The 17970-nt window shown below is 75.3% G+C and carries 16 protein-coding genes; 7 read left to right on the forward strand and 9 right to left on the reverse strand.

What is annotated here, in order from left to right:
* Nucleotides 1-72 precede the first annotated feature (72 nt).
* Nucleotides 73-750, reverse strand: coding sequence for a uracil-DNA glycosylase (locus tag WDV06_RS31010; protein ID WP_395513128.1), 678 nt, complete (start codon nucleotides 748-750; stop codon nucleotides 73-75).
* A 186-nt stretch (nucleotides 751-936) separates the two neighbouring features.
* Between WDV06_RS31010 and WDV06_RS31015 the strand changes: the two genes are divergently transcribed.
* Nucleotides 937-1857 (forward strand): sirohydrochlorin chelatase, encoded by a 921-nt coding sequence (locus tag WDV06_RS31015; protein ID WP_395513129.1) that lies wholly within the window; start codon nucleotides 937-939, stop codon nucleotides 1855-1857.
* A 67-nt stretch (nucleotides 1858-1924) separates the two neighbouring features.
* Here the strand turns inward: WDV06_RS31015 and WDV06_RS31020 are convergent, their stop codons facing one another.
* From WDV06_RS31020 to WDV06_RS31030, 3 genes are all read right to left on the reverse strand, one after another.
* A complete protein-coding gene (locus WDV06_RS31020) occupies nucleotides 1925-2992 on the reverse strand; it encodes a lactonase family protein (protein ID WP_395513130.1) in 1068 nt (355 codons plus the stop codon).
* Nucleotides 2993-3046: 54 nt separating this feature from the next.
* Nucleotides 3047-4186: a nitric oxide synthase oxygenase gene (locus WDV06_RS31025; RefSeq protein WP_395513131.1), complete on the reverse strand. Its 1140-nt coding sequence runs from the start codon at nucleotides 4184-4186 to the stop codon at nucleotides 3047-3049.
* A gap of 255 nt (nucleotides 4187-4441) precedes the next feature.
* Nucleotides 4442-5947, reverse strand: coding sequence for an FUSC family protein (locus WDV06_RS31030; RefSeq protein WP_395513132.1), 1506 nt, complete (start codon nucleotides 5945-5947; stop codon nucleotides 4442-4444).
* 321 nt (nucleotides 5948-6268) lie between these two features.
* On the opposite strand from WDV06_RS31030, the gene WDV06_RS31035 reads away from it, so the two are divergent.
* The gene (locus WDV06_RS31035; protein WP_395513133.1) at nucleotides 6269-7900 is read left to right on the forward strand and encodes an FAD-dependent monooxygenase; all 1632 of its coding nucleotides are present in this window, start codon (nucleotides 6269-6271) and stop codon (nucleotides 7898-7900) included.
* Nucleotides 7901-7906: 6 nt separating this feature from the next.
* Here WDV06_RS31035 and WDV06_RS31040 read toward each other — a convergent pair whose 3' ends face one another.
* The 3 genes from WDV06_RS31040 to WDV06_RS31050 all read right to left on the reverse strand — a co-directional run bounded on the left by WDV06_RS31040 (nucleotide 7907) and on the right by WDV06_RS31050 (nucleotide 10563).
* Complete coding sequence (locus WDV06_RS31040; RefSeq protein ID WP_395513134.1) at nucleotides 7907-8329, reverse strand: universal stress protein; 423 nt, start codon at nucleotides 8327-8329, stop codon at nucleotides 7907-7909.
* Nucleotides 8330-8339: 10 nt separating this feature from the next.
* Complete coding sequence (locus tag WDV06_RS31045) at nucleotides 8340-9857, reverse strand: APC family permease (protein WP_395513135.1); 1518 nt, start codon at nucleotides 9855-9857, stop codon at nucleotides 8340-8342.
* A 112-nt stretch (nucleotides 9858-9969) separates the two neighbouring features.
* Nucleotides 9970-10563, reverse strand: coding sequence for a histidine phosphatase family protein (locus WDV06_RS31050; protein WP_395513136.1), 594 nt, complete (start codon nucleotides 10561-10563; stop codon nucleotides 9970-9972).
* 80 nt (nucleotides 10564-10643) lie between these two features.
* Here WDV06_RS31050 and WDV06_RS31055 point away from each other — a divergent pair, with 80 nt between their 5' ends.
* Nucleotides 10644-11345 carry a YoaK family protein gene (locus WDV06_RS31055; protein ID WP_395513137.1) on the forward strand — a complete coding sequence of 234 codons (702 nt, stop codon included), beginning with the start codon at nucleotides 10644-10646 and terminating at the stop codon, nucleotides 11343-11345.
* Between the two features lie 32 nt (nucleotides 11346-11377).
* Here the strand turns inward: WDV06_RS31055 and WDV06_RS31060 are convergent, their stop codons facing one another.
* Entirely contained in the window at nucleotides 11378-12757 is a 1380-nt protein-coding gene (locus WDV06_RS31060) for a cryptochrome/photolyase family protein (protein ID WP_395513138.1), read from the reverse strand.
* A 67-nt stretch (nucleotides 12758-12824) separates the two neighbouring features.
* Between WDV06_RS31060 and WDV06_RS31065 the strand changes: the two genes are divergently transcribed.
* Together WDV06_RS31065 and WDV06_RS31070 are read left to right on the forward strand one after the other, a co-directional pair.
* The gene (locus WDV06_RS31065; RefSeq protein ID WP_395513139.1) at nucleotides 12825-13304 is read left to right on the forward strand and encodes an Lrp/AsnC family transcriptional regulator; all 480 of its coding nucleotides are present in this window, start codon (nucleotides 12825-12827) and stop codon (nucleotides 13302-13304) included.
* A gap of 46 nt (nucleotides 13305-13350) precedes the next feature.
* Nucleotides 13351-14034 (forward strand): HAD family hydrolase, encoded by a 684-nt coding sequence (locus WDV06_RS31070; protein WP_395513140.1) that lies wholly within the window; start codon nucleotides 13351-13353, stop codon nucleotides 14032-14034.
* Between the two features lie 297 nt (nucleotides 14035-14331).
* Here the strand turns inward: WDV06_RS31070 and WDV06_RS31075 are convergent, their stop codons facing one another.
* A complete protein-coding gene (locus WDV06_RS31075) occupies nucleotides 14332-15774 on the reverse strand; it encodes an MFS transporter (RefSeq protein ID WP_395513141.1) in 1443 nt (480 codons plus the stop codon).
* A 101-nt stretch (nucleotides 15775-15875) separates the two neighbouring features.
* Here WDV06_RS31075 and WDV06_RS31080 point away from each other — a divergent pair, with 101 nt between their 5' ends.
* Nucleotides 15876-16730, forward strand: coding sequence for a helix-turn-helix transcriptional regulator (locus WDV06_RS31080; protein ID WP_395513142.1), 855 nt, complete (start codon nucleotides 15876-15878; stop codon nucleotides 16728-16730).
* A gap of 59 nt (nucleotides 16731-16789) precedes the next feature.
* A complete protein-coding gene (locus tag WDV06_RS31085) occupies nucleotides 16790-17866 on the forward strand; it encodes an FAD-dependent oxidoreductase (RefSeq protein WP_395513143.1) in 1077 nt (358 codons plus the stop codon).
* Nucleotides 17867-17970: the final 104 nt, after the last annotated feature.

The raw sequence follows: 17970 nt of genomic DNA on the forward strand, positions 1-17970 counted from the left end.
AGGCCCTCACCCGTTCAAGATCCCTCAGCCGAGACCTGCGTCACCCGTCCACAACCTCCCGGGACAGAACACCTAGGGCAGGCGCCAGTCGACGGGCTGGGCGCCGCCGCGGACGAGCAGGTCGTTGACGCGGCTGAAGGGCCGCGAGCCGAAGAAGCCGCGGTCCGCCGACATGGGCGAGGGGTGCGCCGACTCGATGGCCGGGAGGCTGCCGAGCAGCGGCCGCAGGTTGCGGGCGTCGCGGCCCCACAGGATGGACACCAGGGGCTTGCCGCGCGCGGCGAGGGCCCGGATCGCCTGCTCGGTGACCTCTTCCCAGCCCTTGCCCCGGTGCGCGCCCGGCTTGCGCGGAGCGGTGGTCAGCGAACGGTTGAGCAGCAGCACCCCCTGCCTCGTCCAGGGGGTGAGGTCCCCGTTCGAGGGCCTGGGCAGCCCCAGGTCGGTGTGCATCTCGCGGAAGATGTTCTCCAGGCTGCCCGGCACCGGGTTCACCTCGGGGGCGACCGCGAAGCTCAGCCCGATGGCGTGACCGGGCGTCGGGTAGGGGTCCTGTCCGACGATCAGCACGCGGACGTCGTCGAAGGGCTGCTGGAACGCGCGCAGCACGTTCGCGCCGGACGGGAGGTAGGTCCGGCCGGCCGCTATCTCGCTCCGGAGGAAGTCCCCCATGGCCGCGATGCGGTCCGCGGCGGGTTCCAGGGCCTTCGCCCAGCCCGCCTCGACAATTTCGTTCAAGGGTCGTGGTGCCACGCTGCGTCACTCTACTGGGTCACACTGACAGGGCGTTACCAGCACGTTCCGTCGACTGGTGCTCGCCGTCCGTCAGTTGATCCGGTTGAAGGGTGTATGACATTCAACGGATAAATGAGGACAGATGCCACCTGCACGGGCCCTGCCCGAACACCCGGTTCCGATAAGCCAGTAGCATGCGGCGCCATGAGCTCCCCCACTGGGCCCGCAAACGGCCTGCCCGTACGAATGCCGCGACCCCGCCAGACCGGACGGCACCGCCGGCCCGAGCCCGCGGTGGCGCCCGAGGGCGCGCCCGCGCTGGTGCTCGCCGTGCCCGGTGTCCCCTCGGCCGCCTCCCGGGGGCTCGCCGAGGAGATCATCAGCATCGGGCGCTCCGAGCTGCCCGGCCTTGAGGCCCGGATCGGCTACCTGGAGGGCGAGGACACCGAGGGCGGCGAGTTCCCGTCGCTGTCCGGCGTGCTGACCGCCGTCGCCGAGGAGCGGACCGCGCGCGCGGAGTTCGCCCGCGCCGCCGGCCACGAGGTCCCCGCGCCGACCGGGCCGGACGCCGTGGTCGTGCCCCTGCTGGCCGGGCCGGACGCCGACCTGCTGCGCCGGGTGCGCCAGGCGCTGATGGACTCCTCGGCCGCCGCCGAGCTGGCCGACGTGCTCGGTCCGCACCCGCTGCTGGCCGAGGGCCTGCACGTGCGCCTCTCGGAGGCCGGTCTGGCCCGTGCCGACCGGGCCCGGCTGTTCACCGTGGCCACCGCCGCCGACGGCATCATCCTGGCCACCACCGGCGGCGAGGAGGCCGTCCAGGCCGCCGGGATCACGGGCATGCTGCTGGCCGCCCGGCTCGCCGTGCCCGTGATGGCCGCCGCCCTGGACCAGGAGGGCTCGGTGGCCGCGGTCGCCGCCGAGCTGCGCGGCGCGGGTGCGGTCCAGCTCGCGCTGGCCCCCTACCTGATCGGCCCGGAGGCGGCCGAGGGCCTGCTGGACACCGCCTGCAAGGAGGCCGACTGCGCGGCCGCCGAGGTGCTCGGGGCCTACCCGGCGCTCGGCAAGCTCGCCGTCGCCCAGTACAGCGCCGCCCTGGGCCTCCAGCTGGGCGCGCCCGCCCAGTAGGGCGCACGGGACGAGGAGGGCCCGCCCGGGACGATCCCGGGCGGGCCCTCCGGCGTCTGCCGCGAGGTCAGCCGAAGAGCACGCAGGAGGCCGCCGGGGCGGGCATAGAGCCGGCGCGGGCCGGGCGGCCGGTGCGCGGGTCCACGTCGAACCAGGTGACGTCCCCGGAGCGCTCGTTGGCCGCGTAGAGGCGCCGGCCCGCCGGGTCCAGGGCGAGGTCGCGCGGCCAGCGGCCGCCGCAGCCGACCGTGTCCGTCGGGCGCGGCTCCGCCGGGCCGCCCGCGAGCGAGAACGTGACCAGGGTGTCGGCCCCGCGCACGGCCGCCCAGAGGAAGCGGCCGTCGGGCGAGACCGTGATCGCCGAGGGATGGGCCCGTACGGCCCCCGGGGCTCCCGCCGGGACGACGGGGACCTCCGCGACCGGGTCGAGCAGCCCCGAGTCCGCGTTCCAGCGGCAGACGGTCAGCAGCGGCTCCAGCTCGTGCAGGACGTAGACCACCGTGCTCCCCGGATGGAAGGCGAGGTGGCGCGGACCGCTGCCGGCGCGCAGCGCGACCCGGGCGCGGACCCGGAGTTCCCCGGTGGCCGGGTCGAGCGCGCAGACCCGTACGGCGTCCGTGCCTAGGTCCACTCCGAGCACCCAGCGGCCGGTGGGGTCGGGCAGCACCTGGTGGGCGTGCGGCCCGGCCTGGCGGTCCGGGTCGGGGCCCGAGCCCTCGTACGCGAGGACCGAGGCCGGTCCCGAGAGGCCGCCGCCGGCGGTGAGCGGCAGGCTGCTGATGCTGCCGGAGGTGTAGTTGGCGGTCAGCAGCCGGCGCCCGGCCACGGCGAGGTGGGTGGGTCCGGAGCCGGCGACCGGGACGGGCGCGCCGAGGGGTGCGATGCCCTCGGCGGTGGGGCGGAAGGCCCCCGCCGCACCCTGCTCGGTCTCGCTCACCGCGTAGAGCACGCCGGTGGCCGGGTCGAGCGCGAGGTACGAGGGGTCCGGCAGGGAGCCCTCCGCCGAGAGCGGGGTCAGCGCTCCGGTGGCCGGATCCACGGTCGCGGTGAGGACACCGCGGCCGCCCCCCGAGGTGAACGAGCCGATGTAGGCCCGGTGTCCGCCGCCGTGGTCCGTGCTGTGCGCGCCGTCCACCGGTGCCCCTCTCCGCCGTCCCGGATCCGTTCCGAGCCGACCGTAACAGAAGGTCTAGACCAAGTCCCGCCCCCAGGCGCGTTCCTGCGCGCCCTCGTGGTGGACGTACGCGGTCGCGCTCGGCCGGTCCTCGTAGGTCCGGTGGAAGACGGGGGTGGCGGCGCCGGAGATCGGCGGCACGATCCAGGACCAGTCCGCGCCCACCTCGCGGCCCTTGCGCTCCTCGCGCTCCAGGTGCGAGAGGAACCGCCGGGACTCGGTGTGGTGGTCGGCGATGGTGACGCCGGCCCGGTCGAAGGAGTCCAGCACGGCCCGGTTGAGCTCGACCAGGGCCCGGTCCTTCCAGAGCGAACGGTCGCTGGAGACGTCCAGGCCGAGCCTGCGGGCCACGGCCGGCAGGAGGTTGTAGCGGTCGGTGTCGGCGAGGTTGCGGGCCCCGATCTCGGTGCCCATGTACCAGCCGTTGAACGGGGCGGCCGTGTAGTGGATGCCGCCGATCTCCAGGCACATGTTGGAGATGGCGGGCACCGCGTGCCAGCGCAGCCCCCAGTCCGCCCAGTCGTCCCTCCCGTCGGGGTGGCGGATCGGGACCTCCAGCACGGCGTCGGCCGGGGTCTCGAACCAGCGGGGCTTGTCGTCGACCCCCTGGACCACCAGCGGGAGGAGGTCGAAGGGGGTGCCCGGTCCGCCGGGCCAGCCGAGCCCCAGCAGGGCTTCGGTCAGCGGTCTGTTGCGGGCGTCGCCCACGGTGACCGAGGGGTGGTCCCCGTAACCGGCGTAGCGCACCAGCTGCTCGCTCCAGATCAGCGGGCCCGGGCGGCCCGGGGCGTCCGGGGCGAAGACCGTGATGGTGGGGCGGACCCGGCCGCCGTTGGTGGCTTCCCGCAGGTGCTCGAAGCACTCGGCTGCGATGTCCTCGGCGGCGGTCAGGCCGCGCCGGTCGCGCACCCGCAGCGAGTTCCAGTAGAGCCGGCCTATGCAGCGGTTGCTGTTGCGCCAGGCGACGCGCGCCCCGTGGACCAGCTCCTCGGGGGTGTGGCGGTAGGTACCGGTCTCGGCGAGCTCGGCCCGTACGGCGGCGAGCCGGGCCCGCGGATCACCCGCGTGCGGGTTCTCCCGGTGGAAGAGCCGGACGAACTCCTCGGCCTCCTCCCACACCCGGGCCTCGCTCACGTGCTTCTGCAGAATTTCCATTCCGGGCCGTTACCCCCTGTCCGGACAGATCCACCCTGTACGTGCCGGATGAATGTGCAGTGAACAATCACCCGTTGTACCCGGGGCAGGTCAGCGCCGGGGCCCTCGCGTCAACGGAACACTCCTCCGGGTGATCTTCACGCATCGGCCTGCGGCGGGGCGGCGGGGTGACGTACCATCCGCGGCACTCCGGATCGCCGGAGCCCGTTGGGCCCGGCCTTGCCCCCGCCCGCCGGCGGGCGGGGGCAGTGGGTGTCAGGCCGTGATGGCCAGCGGGGCGCGCGGGTCGGTGCGCAACGGGGTGGCGAGGGCGACCAGGGCCGTTTCGAGGCCGTGCAGGTGCGCCAGGGCCGGTTCGGCTCCGGCGGGGCCGGCCGGAGTGGCGGGGGCATGGTTCCCGGCCGCGCCCGGCGGGGCGGTGAGCGCCTCCACGGCGGCCTCGACCCGCCAGCAGGCGGCGGCGAGCCGGGCGTCGTGGGAGGCCTGCGGGTCGGCGGCGACGGACACGAGCCCGCGCACCTCGCGGGCGCAGTCGTCGAGCAGGCCCAGGACCTGGCGGGCGCGGGCCTTGCGGGCGCGCAGCGGGCTCAGCGGGTGGACCAGGGGCGCCAGCGCCATCCGCACCCGGGCCAGCAGCAACTCCAGTTCCGCGGCGTGCGGGGCGGGGTCGGCGTCGGGATCGCCGGCGAGGCGGTCGAGGGAGGCCGCGGTGGAGGCCCGTACGCAGTGCAGGGCGCGCTGGATCCAGGCGTCGTTGGCGGCGTGCGTGGTGACCGGCAGGATCAGGGTGACGCCGAGGGCGGCGCCCAGCGCGCCGACGGCGGTCTCCTCGAAGCGCAGGAGCAGCAGCCCGGGGTGGAGCACGCCGAGGAGCCCGTACAGCAGCCCGGCCATGACGGTGACGAAGAACATCATCCAGGAGTAGGAGGGGGCGGCCGTGTAGAAGATGCCGAAGACGCAGACGGCGACCAGGGCGGCGGTGGGCGCGGGGGCGCCGTGCAGCGGTACGGCGATCAGCAGGCCGGCGGCGATGCCGGTGACGGTGCCCAGGACCCGGCGGAAGCCGCGGACCAGGGTCTCGCCGCGCGAGGCGGTGTTCACGAAGATCCACCAGGCGGTGCCGACGGCCCAGTACCAGCGGTCCTCGGACAGGACCTGGCCGACGGCGAGGGCGAAGGCGCAGGCGGCGGTGGCCTGGAAGGCCTGGCGGGTGGTGGGCCGGGCGAGGCCGGTGCCGGGCAGCGGCGGCGGGGCGGCGGCCGGGGGCGTACGGCGCTCGACGGGCCACAGGACGAACCGCACGGTCCCCGCCGACAGCAGGGCCAGGGCGACGGCGGCGAACAGCTCGGGCAGCTGCGCGGGCCGGGCGTGCAGGAACTGGGTGACGAAGAACATCATGAAGGCGAAGATGCCGAGGGCGTGCCCGCGCGGCCCCCACCGGCGGGCGTAGACCCCGGCGAAGACGACGGCGAGCCAGGCCGCGTCGCGCACGGGCGGCATGCCGTGCAGGGAGGTGGCCAGGACCAGGACGGGGAAGCCGGCGACGGGCAGCAGGGCGGTGGTCAGCCGCTGGGCGCGCACGTCCGCGTCGAGGACGGTGAACAGCGCGAGCAGGGCCGCGAGCCCGCCGGTGATGGAGGCGGTGAGCGAGAGCCCCGCCAGTTCGGCGACGGCGACGGCGAGCCCGGTGCCGATGACCGCGCGCGTCGAGTTCCTGAGTCTGGTGCGCCCCGGATCCGGAGCCGTGAACATCCTCTTCATGGCGGTGTGCCGCCCCCCTCGGAGTGGTGCGCGCCGGGCCGGTGTCCGCCCGGGGGTGGTGGGCGGCGTACGGGCACGGCGAAGGCGCCGCGCTCCGGTCCGGCGTCGTTGCCGGCCGGCGCTGCGCGGCGCCGAAAGTACATGGATACGACACAGATAAGCATCCGCAGGGGCATTGGCTCAAGGCGGGCTCCCTCCGCTGGTCCATTGGCACCGCGTCGGGGGCGCATTTCCGGCCATGGGCGGGCCAACGGATCGGCGCTGCGCGCGGCGGCCCGGCCCAGGTGGCGGAGCGCCGGGGACGGTGGACACGATGGACGCATGAGCGGCGCGGCGGTGGACGTGCTCGTCGTGGGCGCCGGCCCGGTGGGGCTGACGGCGGCGGTGGAACTGCGCAGGCGCGGGGTGTCCTGCCGGCTCGTGGACCGCCTGCCGGAACGGCTGCCGTACGCGAAGGCCGTCGGGATCCAGCCGCGCACGCTGGAGCTGTGGGACCGGATGGGGCTGGTGTCGGCCGCCCTGGACGCGGCCGTGCCGCTGCGCGGGCAGCTGGTCTGGGTCGACGGCGAGGAGCGGGAGCCGCTGCGGATGGCGTTGCCGCCGGAGGTGCCGTACGGGTTCGCCGCGCTGCCGCAGTACGAGACGGAGCGGATCCTGGAGGCGTTCCTGGCCCGCTTCGATACCCGGATCGAGCGGAGCACCGCGCTGGTGTCGTTCGCGCAGGACGACTCCGGCGTGAGCGTCCTGTTGACGGGACCGGACGGCGAGGAGGAGCTGCGGACCCGGTACCTGGTGGGCTGTGACGGGGCGCACAGCACCGTCCGCAAGGGGCTGGGGCTGGCCTTCGAGGGCGGGGCCTTCCCCGAGGAGTACATGCTCGCCGACGTGGAGGTCGGCTGGGACCTGCCGTACGGGTACACCCTCCGGGCGGTGCACCACGACGCCGGGGGGAAGGTCGACGACCTGCTGGTCTGCATCCCCTTGCCCGGACCCGGCCGGTACCGGATGTCCATGCTGGTGCCGCCGGAGCTGTCCGTGTCCGCGACGCCGGCGGCGGGCGACGGGGTGGCGCACGGGCTGGAGGGCTCGCGGGCCCCGGCGCTCCCCGATGTCCAGGCGGTGCTGGACCGGATGTCGCCCCGGCCGGTGACGGCCTCCGGCCTGCGCTGGTCCTCGGTGTTCCGGATCAGCCACCGGCTCGTGGACCGGTACTCCGACGGCCGGGTCTTCGTCGCCGGGGACGCGGCGCACATCCATCCGCCGACCGGGGCGCAGGGGATGAACACCGGTGTCCAGGACGCCTGGAACCTCGCATGGAAGCTCGCCCTGGCCGTCGGCGGGTGTGCGCACCCGCGGCTGCTGGCCAGCTACGACGCCGAGCGCCGGCCGGTCGGCGAGGAGGTCGTCGGCCGGACCGTGCGGCACGCGCGGCGGACCGTCGGGGCGGGCGGCGAGGACACGGAGGCGTTGCTGCGCGAGGCGCAGCTGCTGGTGGGCTACCCCGACAGTCCCGTCGTCGTACGGCCGGCCGCCGGGGAGCCCGACGGCTCCGGGCCGGGGCCCGGCGAGCGGGCCCCCGACTGCGGCGGGCTGGCCGGGGACGTCCCCGCCTATCCGCTGCGGCTCCATGACCTGCTGAGGGACCGCGAGCACGTGCTGCTGGTGTACACCGACGGCGCGTGGGACTCGTACGTTCCCGGACTCGCCGCACTGACGGGCGGGTTGCCGGCGGGGCGGCTCACGGCGTACGCGGTCCTCACCGAGGGCGGGACCGCGCCCGCCGGGGCCACGCCGATGCCCGTGTACCGCGACGCGCGCGGTGAGTTCGCCCTGCGCTACGGGGTGCGGCAGGCCACGGCCTTCGTGGTGCGCCCGGACGGCCACATCGGGGCGCGGCTGTGCCCGCCGGCCGCCGAGGGGCTGGCCGCGTACCTCGCGCGGGTGTTCTCGTAGCGGGGGCTACGCCGTTTCCTCGGTCGGCACGCACAGCACCGGCACCGGGGAGAGGTGCAGCAGCTTGTGCGGGGTCGAGCCGAGCAGGGCGCCGCGGATCGGGCTGTCGCCCCAGGTGCCGACGATGATGACGCGGGCGCGGTGGTGTTCGGCGGCGGCGAGCAGCGCCTGGGCCGGTCTGTCGTCCATGACCTCGACGGTCGAGGGGACCCCGGCCTCGTCGGCGGCCTCGACGGCCCGGGCGAGCGCGCTGCGGCCCGCCTGGAGGACGGCCTCGCGGTGGGCCCGGTACTCCTCCCCCGCGGTGCCGGGGGCGGCCGCCCCGTAGACGAGGACCAGCGGTTCCCCGAAGGCGGTGGCCACCTCCAGCGCGACGCGCAGGGCGCGCTCGGCGCCGGGGGACTCGTCGTACCCGAGGACTACGGACATCCGGGCCTCCTCAGTTCTTCCCGCGGACCAGGGCCGGGTCGACCACGCCCCGGCGCTCCTGCCAGAACCTGCCGTCGCGGATCCGCCAGAAGCACATGAGGAGGACGCCGGCGGCCGCGATGCCGATGCCGATGACCAGGGGCGGGCCGAGGCCGAACCAGGAGGCCCCGCCGGCCGAGTTCCGGGGGTCGGACATGTCGGCGACCGACTCCACGAGCAGCCAGGCCAGCAGTCCGGCGCCGACGAGCGGGCCGACGCCGATGAGGAGGAGGTTGTGCGCGTTCTCCAGCAGGTGGCGGCGGTAGTAGACGGCGCAGGCCACGCCGGTGAGGGCGTAGTAGAAGGCGATGAGCAGCGAGAGCGCGGTGAGGGAGTCGAGCAGGGCGTTCTCGCTGATCTGGTTGACGGCGAGGTACCAGGCGATGGCGATGGCGGCCACCCACCAGGTGCTGACGTCGGGGGTGTGGAAGCGGTGGTGGATGTGCGCGAGGTGCGGGGGCAGGGCGTGGCGGCGGGCCATGGACAGGGCGGTGCGGGAGGCCGGGATGATCGTCGTCTGGGTGGAGGCGAGGGCGGAGGTGCAGACGGCGAGGAGGACCATCCAGTCCCAGCCGCCCATCACCTCGTGGGCGAGGACGGCGAAGATCTCCTCCTCCTCGTCGGCGTTCTCGGCCAGGAACTTCGTCCCGGCGTAGGCGACGATGGCGAAGCCGACGGACAGGTAGGTGACGAGGAGCACCAGGGTGGACCAGATGCCGGCCTTGCCGGGCGCGGTGGCGGAGTCCTCGACCTCTTCGGTGAGGTTCACGGCGGACTCCCAGCCCCAGTAGATGAACACGCCGAGCAGCAGGCCGCCGGTGAGCGCGCTGCCGCCGGCGCCGAAGGGGTTGAGCCAGCCGACGGAGGGGTGGAGGGCGTCGAGGGTGCTGGTGCCGGCGTAGACCCGGTAGATGGCGACGACGGCGAAGACCAGGAGGAAGAGGACCTGGGCGAGGATGAGGACGTCCTGGAAGTGGGCCGACAGTTCGGTGCCGATGACGCAGATGGCGGTCATCGCGAGGATCAGCACGACGGCGAGGGTCTGGCGGACGACGGTGTTGGCGGCCAGGCCGTCCAGGCCGAAGGCCAGCAGCCCGAAGTGGACGGCGACGTCGGCGAGGGAGCCGATGACGAGGACTCCGGTCATGGTGATGGCCCAGCCGCCGAGCCAGCCCGCCCAGGGGCCCATGGCACGGGTCACCCAGGAGAAGGTGGTGCCGCAGTCCTGGTCGACCTTGTTGAGGTAGTAGAAGGCCGCGGCGATGAGCAGCATGGGGACGAACGAGGCCAGCATCACTCCGGGGGCGTAGATCCCGGCGATGGCGACGATCGGGCCGATGACGGCGGCCAGGGAGTAGGCGGGCGAGGTCGAGTTCAGGCCGATGACGAGCGCGTCGAGGAAGCCGATCGCACCCGCCTGGAGGGTGTCCTCTCCCGAGGCGGCGTCGGGGAGGGTGTCCTCCGGTCGGCCGTGGTCGCCCTGGTCCATGTACGCATGGTCACGCGCGGGGCGGGGGCGCGCGAGGCGGCGCGGGTCGTCCGGGTGGCGCAGGCCCGCGCCGCGGATCGGGGCGGGCCTGCGCCGGGTTCGGGGCCCGGGGTCAGGGGCGGGTGTTCCAGCCCGCGATCACCGGGAGGCCGTGTTCGGTGGAGAGTTCGCTGACGGTGCCGGTCCGCAGCAGGAAGAGCCGGCCCTCCTCGGGGGGCAGGCCGAGGTAGCGGGCGGTCAGGACGCGCAGGAAGTGGCCGTGGGCGACGAGGACGACGTCCCCCCTGTCGGCGCGCAGTGCCTCGGCAGCCCTGGCCAGGACCCGGTCCGCGCGGGCGCCCACCCGGGCGGCGTCCTCGCCAGGGTGCCGCGCGTCGCCGGGTGGGACGCCGTCGGTCCACAGCGACCAGCCGGGGCGGGTCCGCTGGATCTCGGCGGTGGTGACGCCCTCGTAGCCGCCGTAGTCCCACTCGTGGAGGTCGGGGTCGGGGACGCCGTCGGTCAGCCCGGCCAGCTCGGCCGTGGCGACGGCCCGGCTCAGGGGGCTGGTGAGCACGAGGGCGGGGTGCCGGTCGCGGAAGTAGGGGGCCAGTGAGAGGGCCTCGTCGGCCCCGCGCGCGGTCAGCGGGACGTCGGTGAGCCCCGTGTGCCGCCCGTCGGCGCTCCACGCCGTCTCGCCGTGCCTCACCAGCAGCAGATCGCTCATACCCCGGACCCTATGGGGCGGCGTTCGCGCCCGGCATGTCGGGGCGGCGGAGCGGGGCGGGCGTGTCACTGTCGGGCGTCATGGACGTGCGTGCGGGCGGTCGGCTCACCTTCCTGTTGCTGGTGCTGACCTGGGTGACCGGACTGGTCGAGGCGGTCAGCCTGCTGGCGCTGGGGCCGGTGTTCACCGCGATGCAGACCGGCAACGTGCTGTTCCTGTCGTTCGGGCCGGCGCACCAGGGGCACCTGCCGGCCCTGGCGGCCGGGGTGTCGCTGCTGTCGTTCGCCGTGGGGGCGGTGTGCGCGGCCCGGCTGGAGGGGGCCGCGGAGTCCCGTGGGCGGCACTGGTTCGTGCTCGGGCTGTCCGTCGAGGCGGCGCTGATCACAGCGGCCGCGGGGATCGGCTGGGACCTGGCACCCCGTTACGGGTCCCCGGCCGCCCGGCACCTGCTGACCGCGTCCGCCCTCGCGGTGGCGATGGGCTTCCGCAACGTCACGAGCATGCGGGTCAACCTGCCCGGCGTGCCGACCACTCTGGTCACCCGGTCCGTGACCGCCCTGCTCGGCGGGTCGCCGCTGGGGCATGACAGCGCCTTCGGGTACGGCACGGGGATGTGGGGGCGCAGGGCGCTGGCGGTGGCGGCGATGTTCACGGGCGGGCTGACCGGGGGGCTGCTGGTGCGGGCCGGGTGGCCGGTGAACCGGATGCTGCTGCCGGCGGCCGCGGTGGTGGCGGCGGTGGCCGTGGCGTACGGGAGGCAGCCCGCCCTGCGCCGGGCCTGACGCGGAGTGGGGTGCGGCGTTCTGCGGGGTGGTCACGGGTGCCGGCGGGCCTCCTGGAAGCGGGCCTGGGCCTCGGAGAGGTCCACGACGGGCGCGGGGTAGTCGTAGCGCGCCCGTTCCGCGGCGGGCAGCCGCCAGGGTTCGTGGACGCGGGGCGCGGCCAGGCCGGCCAGTTCGGGCACCCAGCGGTGGACGTAGCGGCCGTCGGGGTCGTACCTGAGGCCCTGGCGGACGGGGTTGAGGACCCGGTTGGGGCGGGTGTCGGTGCCGGTGCCGGCCATCCACTGCCAGTTCAACTGGTTGTTGGCGAGGTCCCCGTCCACGAGGAGGTCGAGGAAGTGGCGGGCCCCGGTGCGCCAGTCCGCGTAGAGGGTCTTGGCGAGGAAGCTCGCGGCCAGCAGCCGGCCCCGGTTGTGCATCCATCCCTCGTGGCGCAGCTGGCGCATGGCCGCGTCGACCACCGGGTAGCCGGTGCGGCCTTCCTTCCAGGCCAGGACCTCCTCCTCGGCGGCGCGGCCGGTGCGCCAGCGGTCGTGGCGGGCGCGGTAGTCGCGGGCGGCGGCCGCGGGGCGGGCGGCGAGGACCTGGTGGTGGAAGTCGCGCCAGCACAGTTGGCGGACGAAGGCCTCGGCGCCGGGGCCGCCGGCGGTGCGGGCGCGTTCGGCGGCCTCGACGGGCGAGAGGGTGCCGAAGTGCAGGTGCGGGGAGAGCCGGGAGGTCGCGTCGGCGGCGAGGTCGTCGTGGGCGTCCTCGTAGCGGGCGATGCCCGAGCGCAGCCAGCGGGTCAGCAGCCGGCGGGCCTCGCCCTCCCCGCCGGGTGCGAGGCCCGGGGAGGTCCCGGTGACGCGGGAGCGCCGGGGCGGCTCCTCGGATCCGATGTCCTCGGGCACGCGCACGGCGCGCGGCGCGCCGGCCACCGGGCGCGGCGGCAGGGCGCTCCAGCGGCGCAGGTAGGGGGTGAAGACGGCGAAGTGGTCCGAGCCCCTGCCGCCGGGAAGCAGCGCGCCGGGGGCGACCGCCGTGACGACGGCGTCGTGCGCGTGCAGGGCGCACCCCTGGGACCGCAGGGCCTCGCGCAGGCGCCGTTCGCGGGCCTGCGCGTAGCCGCTGACCCCGGCGGCGAGGTGCACCTCGCCGGCGCCGGCCTCGCGTACGACCGCGCAGACCTCGTCCACCACCTCTCCGGAGCGCAGCACGAGGCGGCCTCCGCGGCCGCGGAGGGAGGCGTCCAGGTCGGCGAGGCAGTCGGCGAGGAAGGCGAGCCGGTTGGGCACGGCGAAGCCGGCGCGCTCGACGGCCCGGTCGCGGACGAAGAGCGGGACCACCCGGTCGCAGGCGGCGAGGGCGGCGCGCAGGGGCGGGTGGTCGTGCACGCGCAGGTCGCTGGTGTACAGGACCACGGCGGTCTTCACGGCGCTGGTCTCCCCGGGCTGAATTCTGAGCGATCCGGGCAGAACGGACCATTGGTACAGTCCTGTCATGGCGGTGGACGAGCTCGACACCCGGATCCTGCGTCTGCTGATCGAGCAGCCGCGCACCAGTGTCCGCGAGTACGCCCGGATCCTCGGTGTGGCGCGCGGGACGCTCCAGGCCCGGCTGGACCGGCTGGAGCGCACCGGGGTGATCACCGGCAGCGGTCCCGTGCTCTCCCCCGCCGCTCTCGGGCACCCCGTGCTCGCCTTCGTGCACATCGAGGTCACCCAGGGGCACCTGGACGAGGTGGGCGACGCCCTGGCGGCCGTTCCGGAGATCATCGAGGCCTTCTCGATCACCGGCGGCGGGGACCTGCTGACCCGGGTGGCCGCCCGGGACAACGCCCATCTGGAGGATGTGATCCAGCGGCTGATCCGGCTTCCGGGGGTGGTCCGCACGCGGACCGAGGTGGCCCTGCGGGAGCGGGTCGCGCACCGGCTGCTGCCGCTGGTCGAATCGGTGGGACGGGCGGCACGCAAGCCCTGACAGGATGGCCGGGGAAGCGATACGACCGGCAGGACGGGCGCAGCGGATGATCTCCGTCATATTCGATCTCGACGGCACCCTCGTGGACAGCGAGCCGAACTACTACGAGTCCGGGCGCCGGACCCTGGAGCGCCACGGCGTCCCCGGCTTCACCTGGGAGGAGCACGCGCGGTTCATCGGCATCGGGACCCTGGAGACGCTGGAGGTCCTCAAGGAGCGCCACGGGCTCCGGGCGCCGGTGGAGCAGCTGCTGGCGGAGCAGAACGCCGCCTACCTGGAGCTGGCCCGCACCCGTACGGAGGCCTTTCCCGAGATGCGGGGGCTGGTGGAGCGGCTGCACGCCCGGGGCGTCCCGATGGCGGTGGCCTCCGGATCCTCGCGGGAGGCCATCGACGCCGTGCTGGAGGGCACCGGGCTGGCCGCCCTGCTGACCACGGCGGTCTCCGCCGAGGAGGTCGGACGGGGCAAACCCGCGCCGGACGTGTTCCTGGAGGCCGCCCGCCGGCTGGGCGCCGCCCCCGCTTCCTGCGTGGTGGTCGAGGACGCGGCGCCGGGGGCCCTCGCCGCCCGCGCGGCCGGGATGCGGTGCCTGGCGGTCCCGTACGTGGCCGGGAGCGCCGCCGACCCCGCCTTCGCCGGCGCGGAGCTGCTGTTCGCGGGCGGCCAGGCGGAGTTCACCGCGTCGGCGGCCGAAACCTGGCTGCGGTCGCTGGACACCGGCGGCGAGTGACCCCGGGGGGACCGACCGCTCTGTGGCGGGGCCGGCCGGGAGGCAGGCGTCCGGCGCCCCGCGCGCGGCAGACGGGGCGGAGGGGGCGTTGCCCGGTGCGTGCTCTCGGCGCGCCGGCCGAAGGCCCCGGTCCTGGGCGCACTCGTGGCTCCGGCCGCTGCGACGGGCGGGGGCGCCCCCGCTCGAAGAACCCGGGGGAACGTACCGGCCGCCGGGGCCGCCGGGCCGCCGGGCCGCCGGGGCGCCGGGCCGCCGGGGCGCCGGGCGGAACTTTCGCACCACCCCCCAGCGGGAGCGTCAGCGCATCGTGCGCGGCAGGCGCAGGCTGAGCAGGACCGTCAGCGCGATCAGGCCGAGCTGCCCCACCAGGGTCATCGTGAGGGCGTCGCGCATGCCCAGGGAGGCGGCCAGGGCGAGGAAGAGGCTGCCGACGGTCGCGACGCCCAGGGCGAGGGAGGACTGCTGCGTGGTGACCATGACCCCGCTGCCCACGCCGGCCCGGTCCGCCGGCACGTCCGAGAGCATCAGCCGCATCAGCACCGGGAGCTGGAGGCCCTGCCCCAGACCCGCGAGGGCCACCCCGGGGGCGAGGTCCGCCAGACCGAGGTCCGGCCAGCCCCGCCACACGGTCAGGGCCAGCAGGCCGATACCGGCGGCCTGGATGATCCCGCCGGCGGTGACGACCCGGCTGCCGAAGCGCCCGACCAGCCGGGGCCCGGCGAGCGAGGCGGCGAAGAAGGCCAGGGCCAGCGGCACCAGGGCGAGCCCCGCCGACACCGGGCCCATCCGCAGGCCCTGCTGGAGCGCGACGGCGAAGGCGAACATGAAGCCGCTGAAGCCGATCGAGAACGGCAGCAGCATCACCAGCCCGCGCCGCAGCGACTCCAGGCGCAGCAGGCTCGGCGGGACGAGGGGGGTCCGCCCGAGCCGGTCGGCGCGGCGCTCGGCCAGGTAGAAGGCGACGGCGGCGAGCGGGGAGACGGCCAGCGAGAGCCACGTCCACAGCGGCCAGCCGGCCGCGCGGCCCTCCGTCAGCGGCAGCAGCAGGGACACGAGCGCCAGGGCCAGCAGCAGCGTTCCGGGCACGTCCACGGAAGCCGGGCGGTCGGAACGGGTCTCGGGCACGGCACGGACGGCGAGCACCAGCCCGACCAGCACCACCGGCACGTTGACGAGGAACACCGAACGCCACCCGGAGCCGGCCACATCGGCGGCGACCAGGACCCCGCCGAGGATCTGGCCGGCGACCATCGACAGTCCGGCGGTGGCCCCGTAGAGGCTCATCGCGCGGGCCCGGCGCGGCCCCTGGGTGGTGGCCTGGATGGTGGCGAGCACCTGCGGCAGCATCAGCGCCGCCGCGGCGCCCTGGGCCACCCGGGCGCCGACCAGGGTCCAGGCGGTGGGGGCCAGGCCGCAGGCGAGGGAGGTCGCGCCGAAGGCGGCCATGCCGATCAGGAAGAGCCGGCGCCGGCCGGCCGTGTCACCGAGGCGGCCGCCCAGGACCAGCAGCACCGAGTACGCGACGCCGTAGCCGCCGACCACCAGCTCCAGCATGGCCGGGCCGGCGGCGAGGTCGGTGTCGATGGCGGGCAGCGCCACGTTGACGATGAAGAAGTCGATGAGCGGGAGGGCCGCGCCCAGCAGTACGGTGAACAGCCCGAGCGGCGAGATCCCGGCGGGGGCGCCGGGGCTGGTGGCGGTGGACGGACGGTGCGGCGTTCGTACGGTCGTTTCGGTCACGGAAGAGACGATCCTCCCCCACTCAGCCTGGTACCAGAGTCTCTTCATCCTGGTACCGGGAGTACCTGGAAACCGGCTGCGCGATACGGCACGCTGGACCCATGACCACTGTGGCCCCCCAGAGCGACCTGCGCCGGCACGAGCTGGCCGACTTCCTGCGCAGCCGCCGTGAGCGGATCACCCCCGAACAGGTGGGCCTCCCCCGCGGCAGCCGCAGGCGCACCCCCGGGCTGCGCCGCGAGGAGGTCGCCCAGCTCTCCGCCGTCGGCGTGACCTGGTACACCTGGCTGGAGCAGGCCCGCGAGATCCAGGTGTCCCCGCAGGTGCTGGACGCACTGGCGCGCGCCCTGCTGCTGGACTCCACCGAGCGCGCGCACCTGTTCGCTCTGGCCGGCAGTACCGACCCCGCCCCGGACACCCGGTGCCCGAGCGTGACCCCGGCGCTGCGGGCCATGCTCGACCAGCTGGACCCGATCCCGGCGTGCGTGCAGAACAGCCGGTACGACATCCTCGCGTACAACGCCACGTACGGGCGGCTCCTGTGCGACCTGGACCGGCTGCCGCGCGAGGACCGCAACTGCATGTGGCTGGCCTTCACCAACCCCGACTGGCAGGCCTCGCTCGCCGACATGCCGGAGGTGAACCGGCTGATGGCGGCCAAGTTCCGCGCCTCGATGGCCGGCCACCTGGCCGAGCCGGCCTGGAAGGCCCTGCTGGCCCGCCTGGAGGCGGCCTCGCCGGAGTTCCGGGAGATCTGGGCGCGGCACGAGGTGGTCGGACTGGGCAGCAACCGCAAGTACATCCGCAACGCCCATGTGGGACTCCTCCGCCTGGAGCACACCAGCCTCTGGCTGGGGCCGGCGGCGGGCCCCCGCCTGACGACGTTCGTCCCCCTGGACGAGGAGACCCGCCTGCGCCTGGAGCAGCTCCGCGCCCTGTCGCCGGTCGCGGCCTGAGGGCTCGCGGCGAGGGGAAGATCCCGCACCTCCCGCGAGTTGGTAGAACCGTGAACGACATGGTGCGGGACGCGGTGGACGTGGACGTGGTGGTCGTGGGCGCCGGGCAGGCCGGGCTGTCCAGTGCCTACCACCTGGCGCGGGCCGGAGTCGGGCACGTGGTGCTCGACCACTCGCCGCGGCCCGGCGGGGCCTGGCAGTTCCGCTGGCCCTCGCTCACCTACGGCAAGGTCCACGGGATGCACGCGCTGCCCGGGATGGAGCTGTCCGGCGCCGATCCGCTGCGGCCCTCGTCCGAGGTCATCGGCGCGTACTTCGCGGCCTACGAGGAGCGGTTCGGGCTGCGCGTGCGGCGGCCGGTGGACGTGACGGCCGTGCGCGAGGGCGACGGCGGGCGGCTGCTGGTGGAGTCCGCTTCCGGGAGCTGGTCGGCGCGGGCGCTGGTCAACGCCACCGGAACCTGGGACCGGCCGTTCTGGCCGCGCTATCCGGGACAGGAGCTGTTCCGGGGGCGGCAGCTGCACACCGCGGACTATCCCGGACCCGGGGAGTTCGCCGGGGCCCGGGTCATCGTGGTGGGAGGCGGCACCTCGGCGGTGCAGCACCTGCTGGAGGTCGCCGAGGTGGCGGCGGGGACCACCTGGGTCACCCGCAGGCCCCCCGTCTTCCGCGACGGGGGCTTCGGGGAGGCCGAGGGCCGGGCGGCGGTGGCGCTGGTGGAGGAGCGGGTGCGCCGGGGGCTGCCGCCGCGCAGCGTGGTCAGCGTGACCGGGCTGCCGTTGAACGAGGCCGTACGGGCGGGGCGGGAGTCCGGGGTGCTGGACCGGCTGCCGGTGTTCGAGCGGATCACCCCGACCGGGGCCGTCTGGGCGGACGGGCGGCGGGTGGAGGCGGACGTGATCCTGTGGGCGACGGGCTTCCGGCCCGCCGTCGACCACCTGGCGCCGCTGCGGCTGCGCGAGCCGGGCGGCGGGATCCGGCTGGAGGGGACGAGGGCGGTGCGTGACGAGCGCGTCCACCTGGTCGGGTACGGGCCTTCGGCGTCGACCATCGGCGCCAACCGGGCCGGCGGGGCCGCCGTCCGCGAGATCCGCCGGCTGCTGGCCCGGGGGCCGGCGGTCCCCGCCGCGGTGTGACCGGCCCGGGCCGCGTGGCCGGCCGCGTCTCATTTCACGGGGACGGCGGGGGCGCCCGGAGAGGCAGGGGCGGGCCGGGCCGGGGGGCCGGCCTGGGCGCGGGC

The organism is Streptomyces racemochromogenes (genome assembly GCF_044129415.1).
GTDB classification, from domain to species: Bacteria; Actinomycetota; Actinomycetes; order Streptomycetales; family Streptomycetaceae; genus Streptomyces; species Streptomyces racemochromogenes_A.

Bases quoted from the DNA above. Each gene is read 5' to 3' on its own strand.
- WDV06_RS31015 (WP_395513129.1), top strand. From the start codon at position 937: ATGAGCTCCCCCACTGGGCCCGCAAACGGCCTGCCCGTACGAATGCCG.
- WDV06_RS31025 (WP_395513131.1), bottom strand. From the start codon at position 4,186: ATGGAAATTCTGCAGAAGCACGTGAGCGAGGCCCGGGTGTGGGAGGAG.
- WDV06_RS31030 (WP_395513132.1), bottom strand. From the start codon at position 5,947: ATGAAGAGGATGTTCACGGCTCCGGATCCGGGGCGCACCAGACTCAGG.
- WDV06_RS31035 (WP_395513133.1), top strand. From the start codon at position 6,269: ATGAGCGGCGCGGCGGTGGACGTGCTCGTCGTGGGCGCCGGCCCGGTG.
- WDV06_RS31040 (WP_395513134.1), bottom strand. From the start codon at position 8,329: ATGTCCGTAGTCCTCGGGTACGACGAGTCCCCCGGCGCCGAGCGCGCC.
- WDV06_RS31045 (WP_395513135.1), bottom strand. From the start codon at position 9,857: ATGGACCAGGGCGACCACGGCCGACCGGAGGACACCCTCCCCGACGCC.
- WDV06_RS31050 (WP_395513136.1), bottom strand. From the start codon at position 10,563: ATGAGCGATCTGCTGCTGGTGAGGCACGGCGAGACGGCGTGGAGCGCC.
- WDV06_RS31055 (WP_395513137.1), top strand. From the start codon at position 10,644: ATGGACGTGCGTGCGGGCGGTCGGCTCACCTTCCTGTTGCTGGTGCTG.
- WDV06_RS31065 (WP_395513139.1), top strand. From the start codon at position 12,825: ATGGCGGTGGACGAGCTCGACACCCGGATCCTGCGTCTGCTGATCGAG.
- WDV06_RS31070 (WP_395513140.1), top strand. From the start codon at position 13,351: ATGATCTCCGTCATATTCGATCTCGACGGCACCCTCGTGGACAGCGAG.
- WDV06_RS31080 (WP_395513142.1), top strand. From the start codon at position 15,876: ATGACCACTGTGGCCCCCCAGAGCGACCTGCGCCGGCACGAGCTGGCC.
- WDV06_RS31085 (WP_395513143.1), top strand. From the start codon at position 16,790: ATGGTGCGGGACGCGGTGGACGTGGACGTGGTGGTCGTGGGCGCCGGG.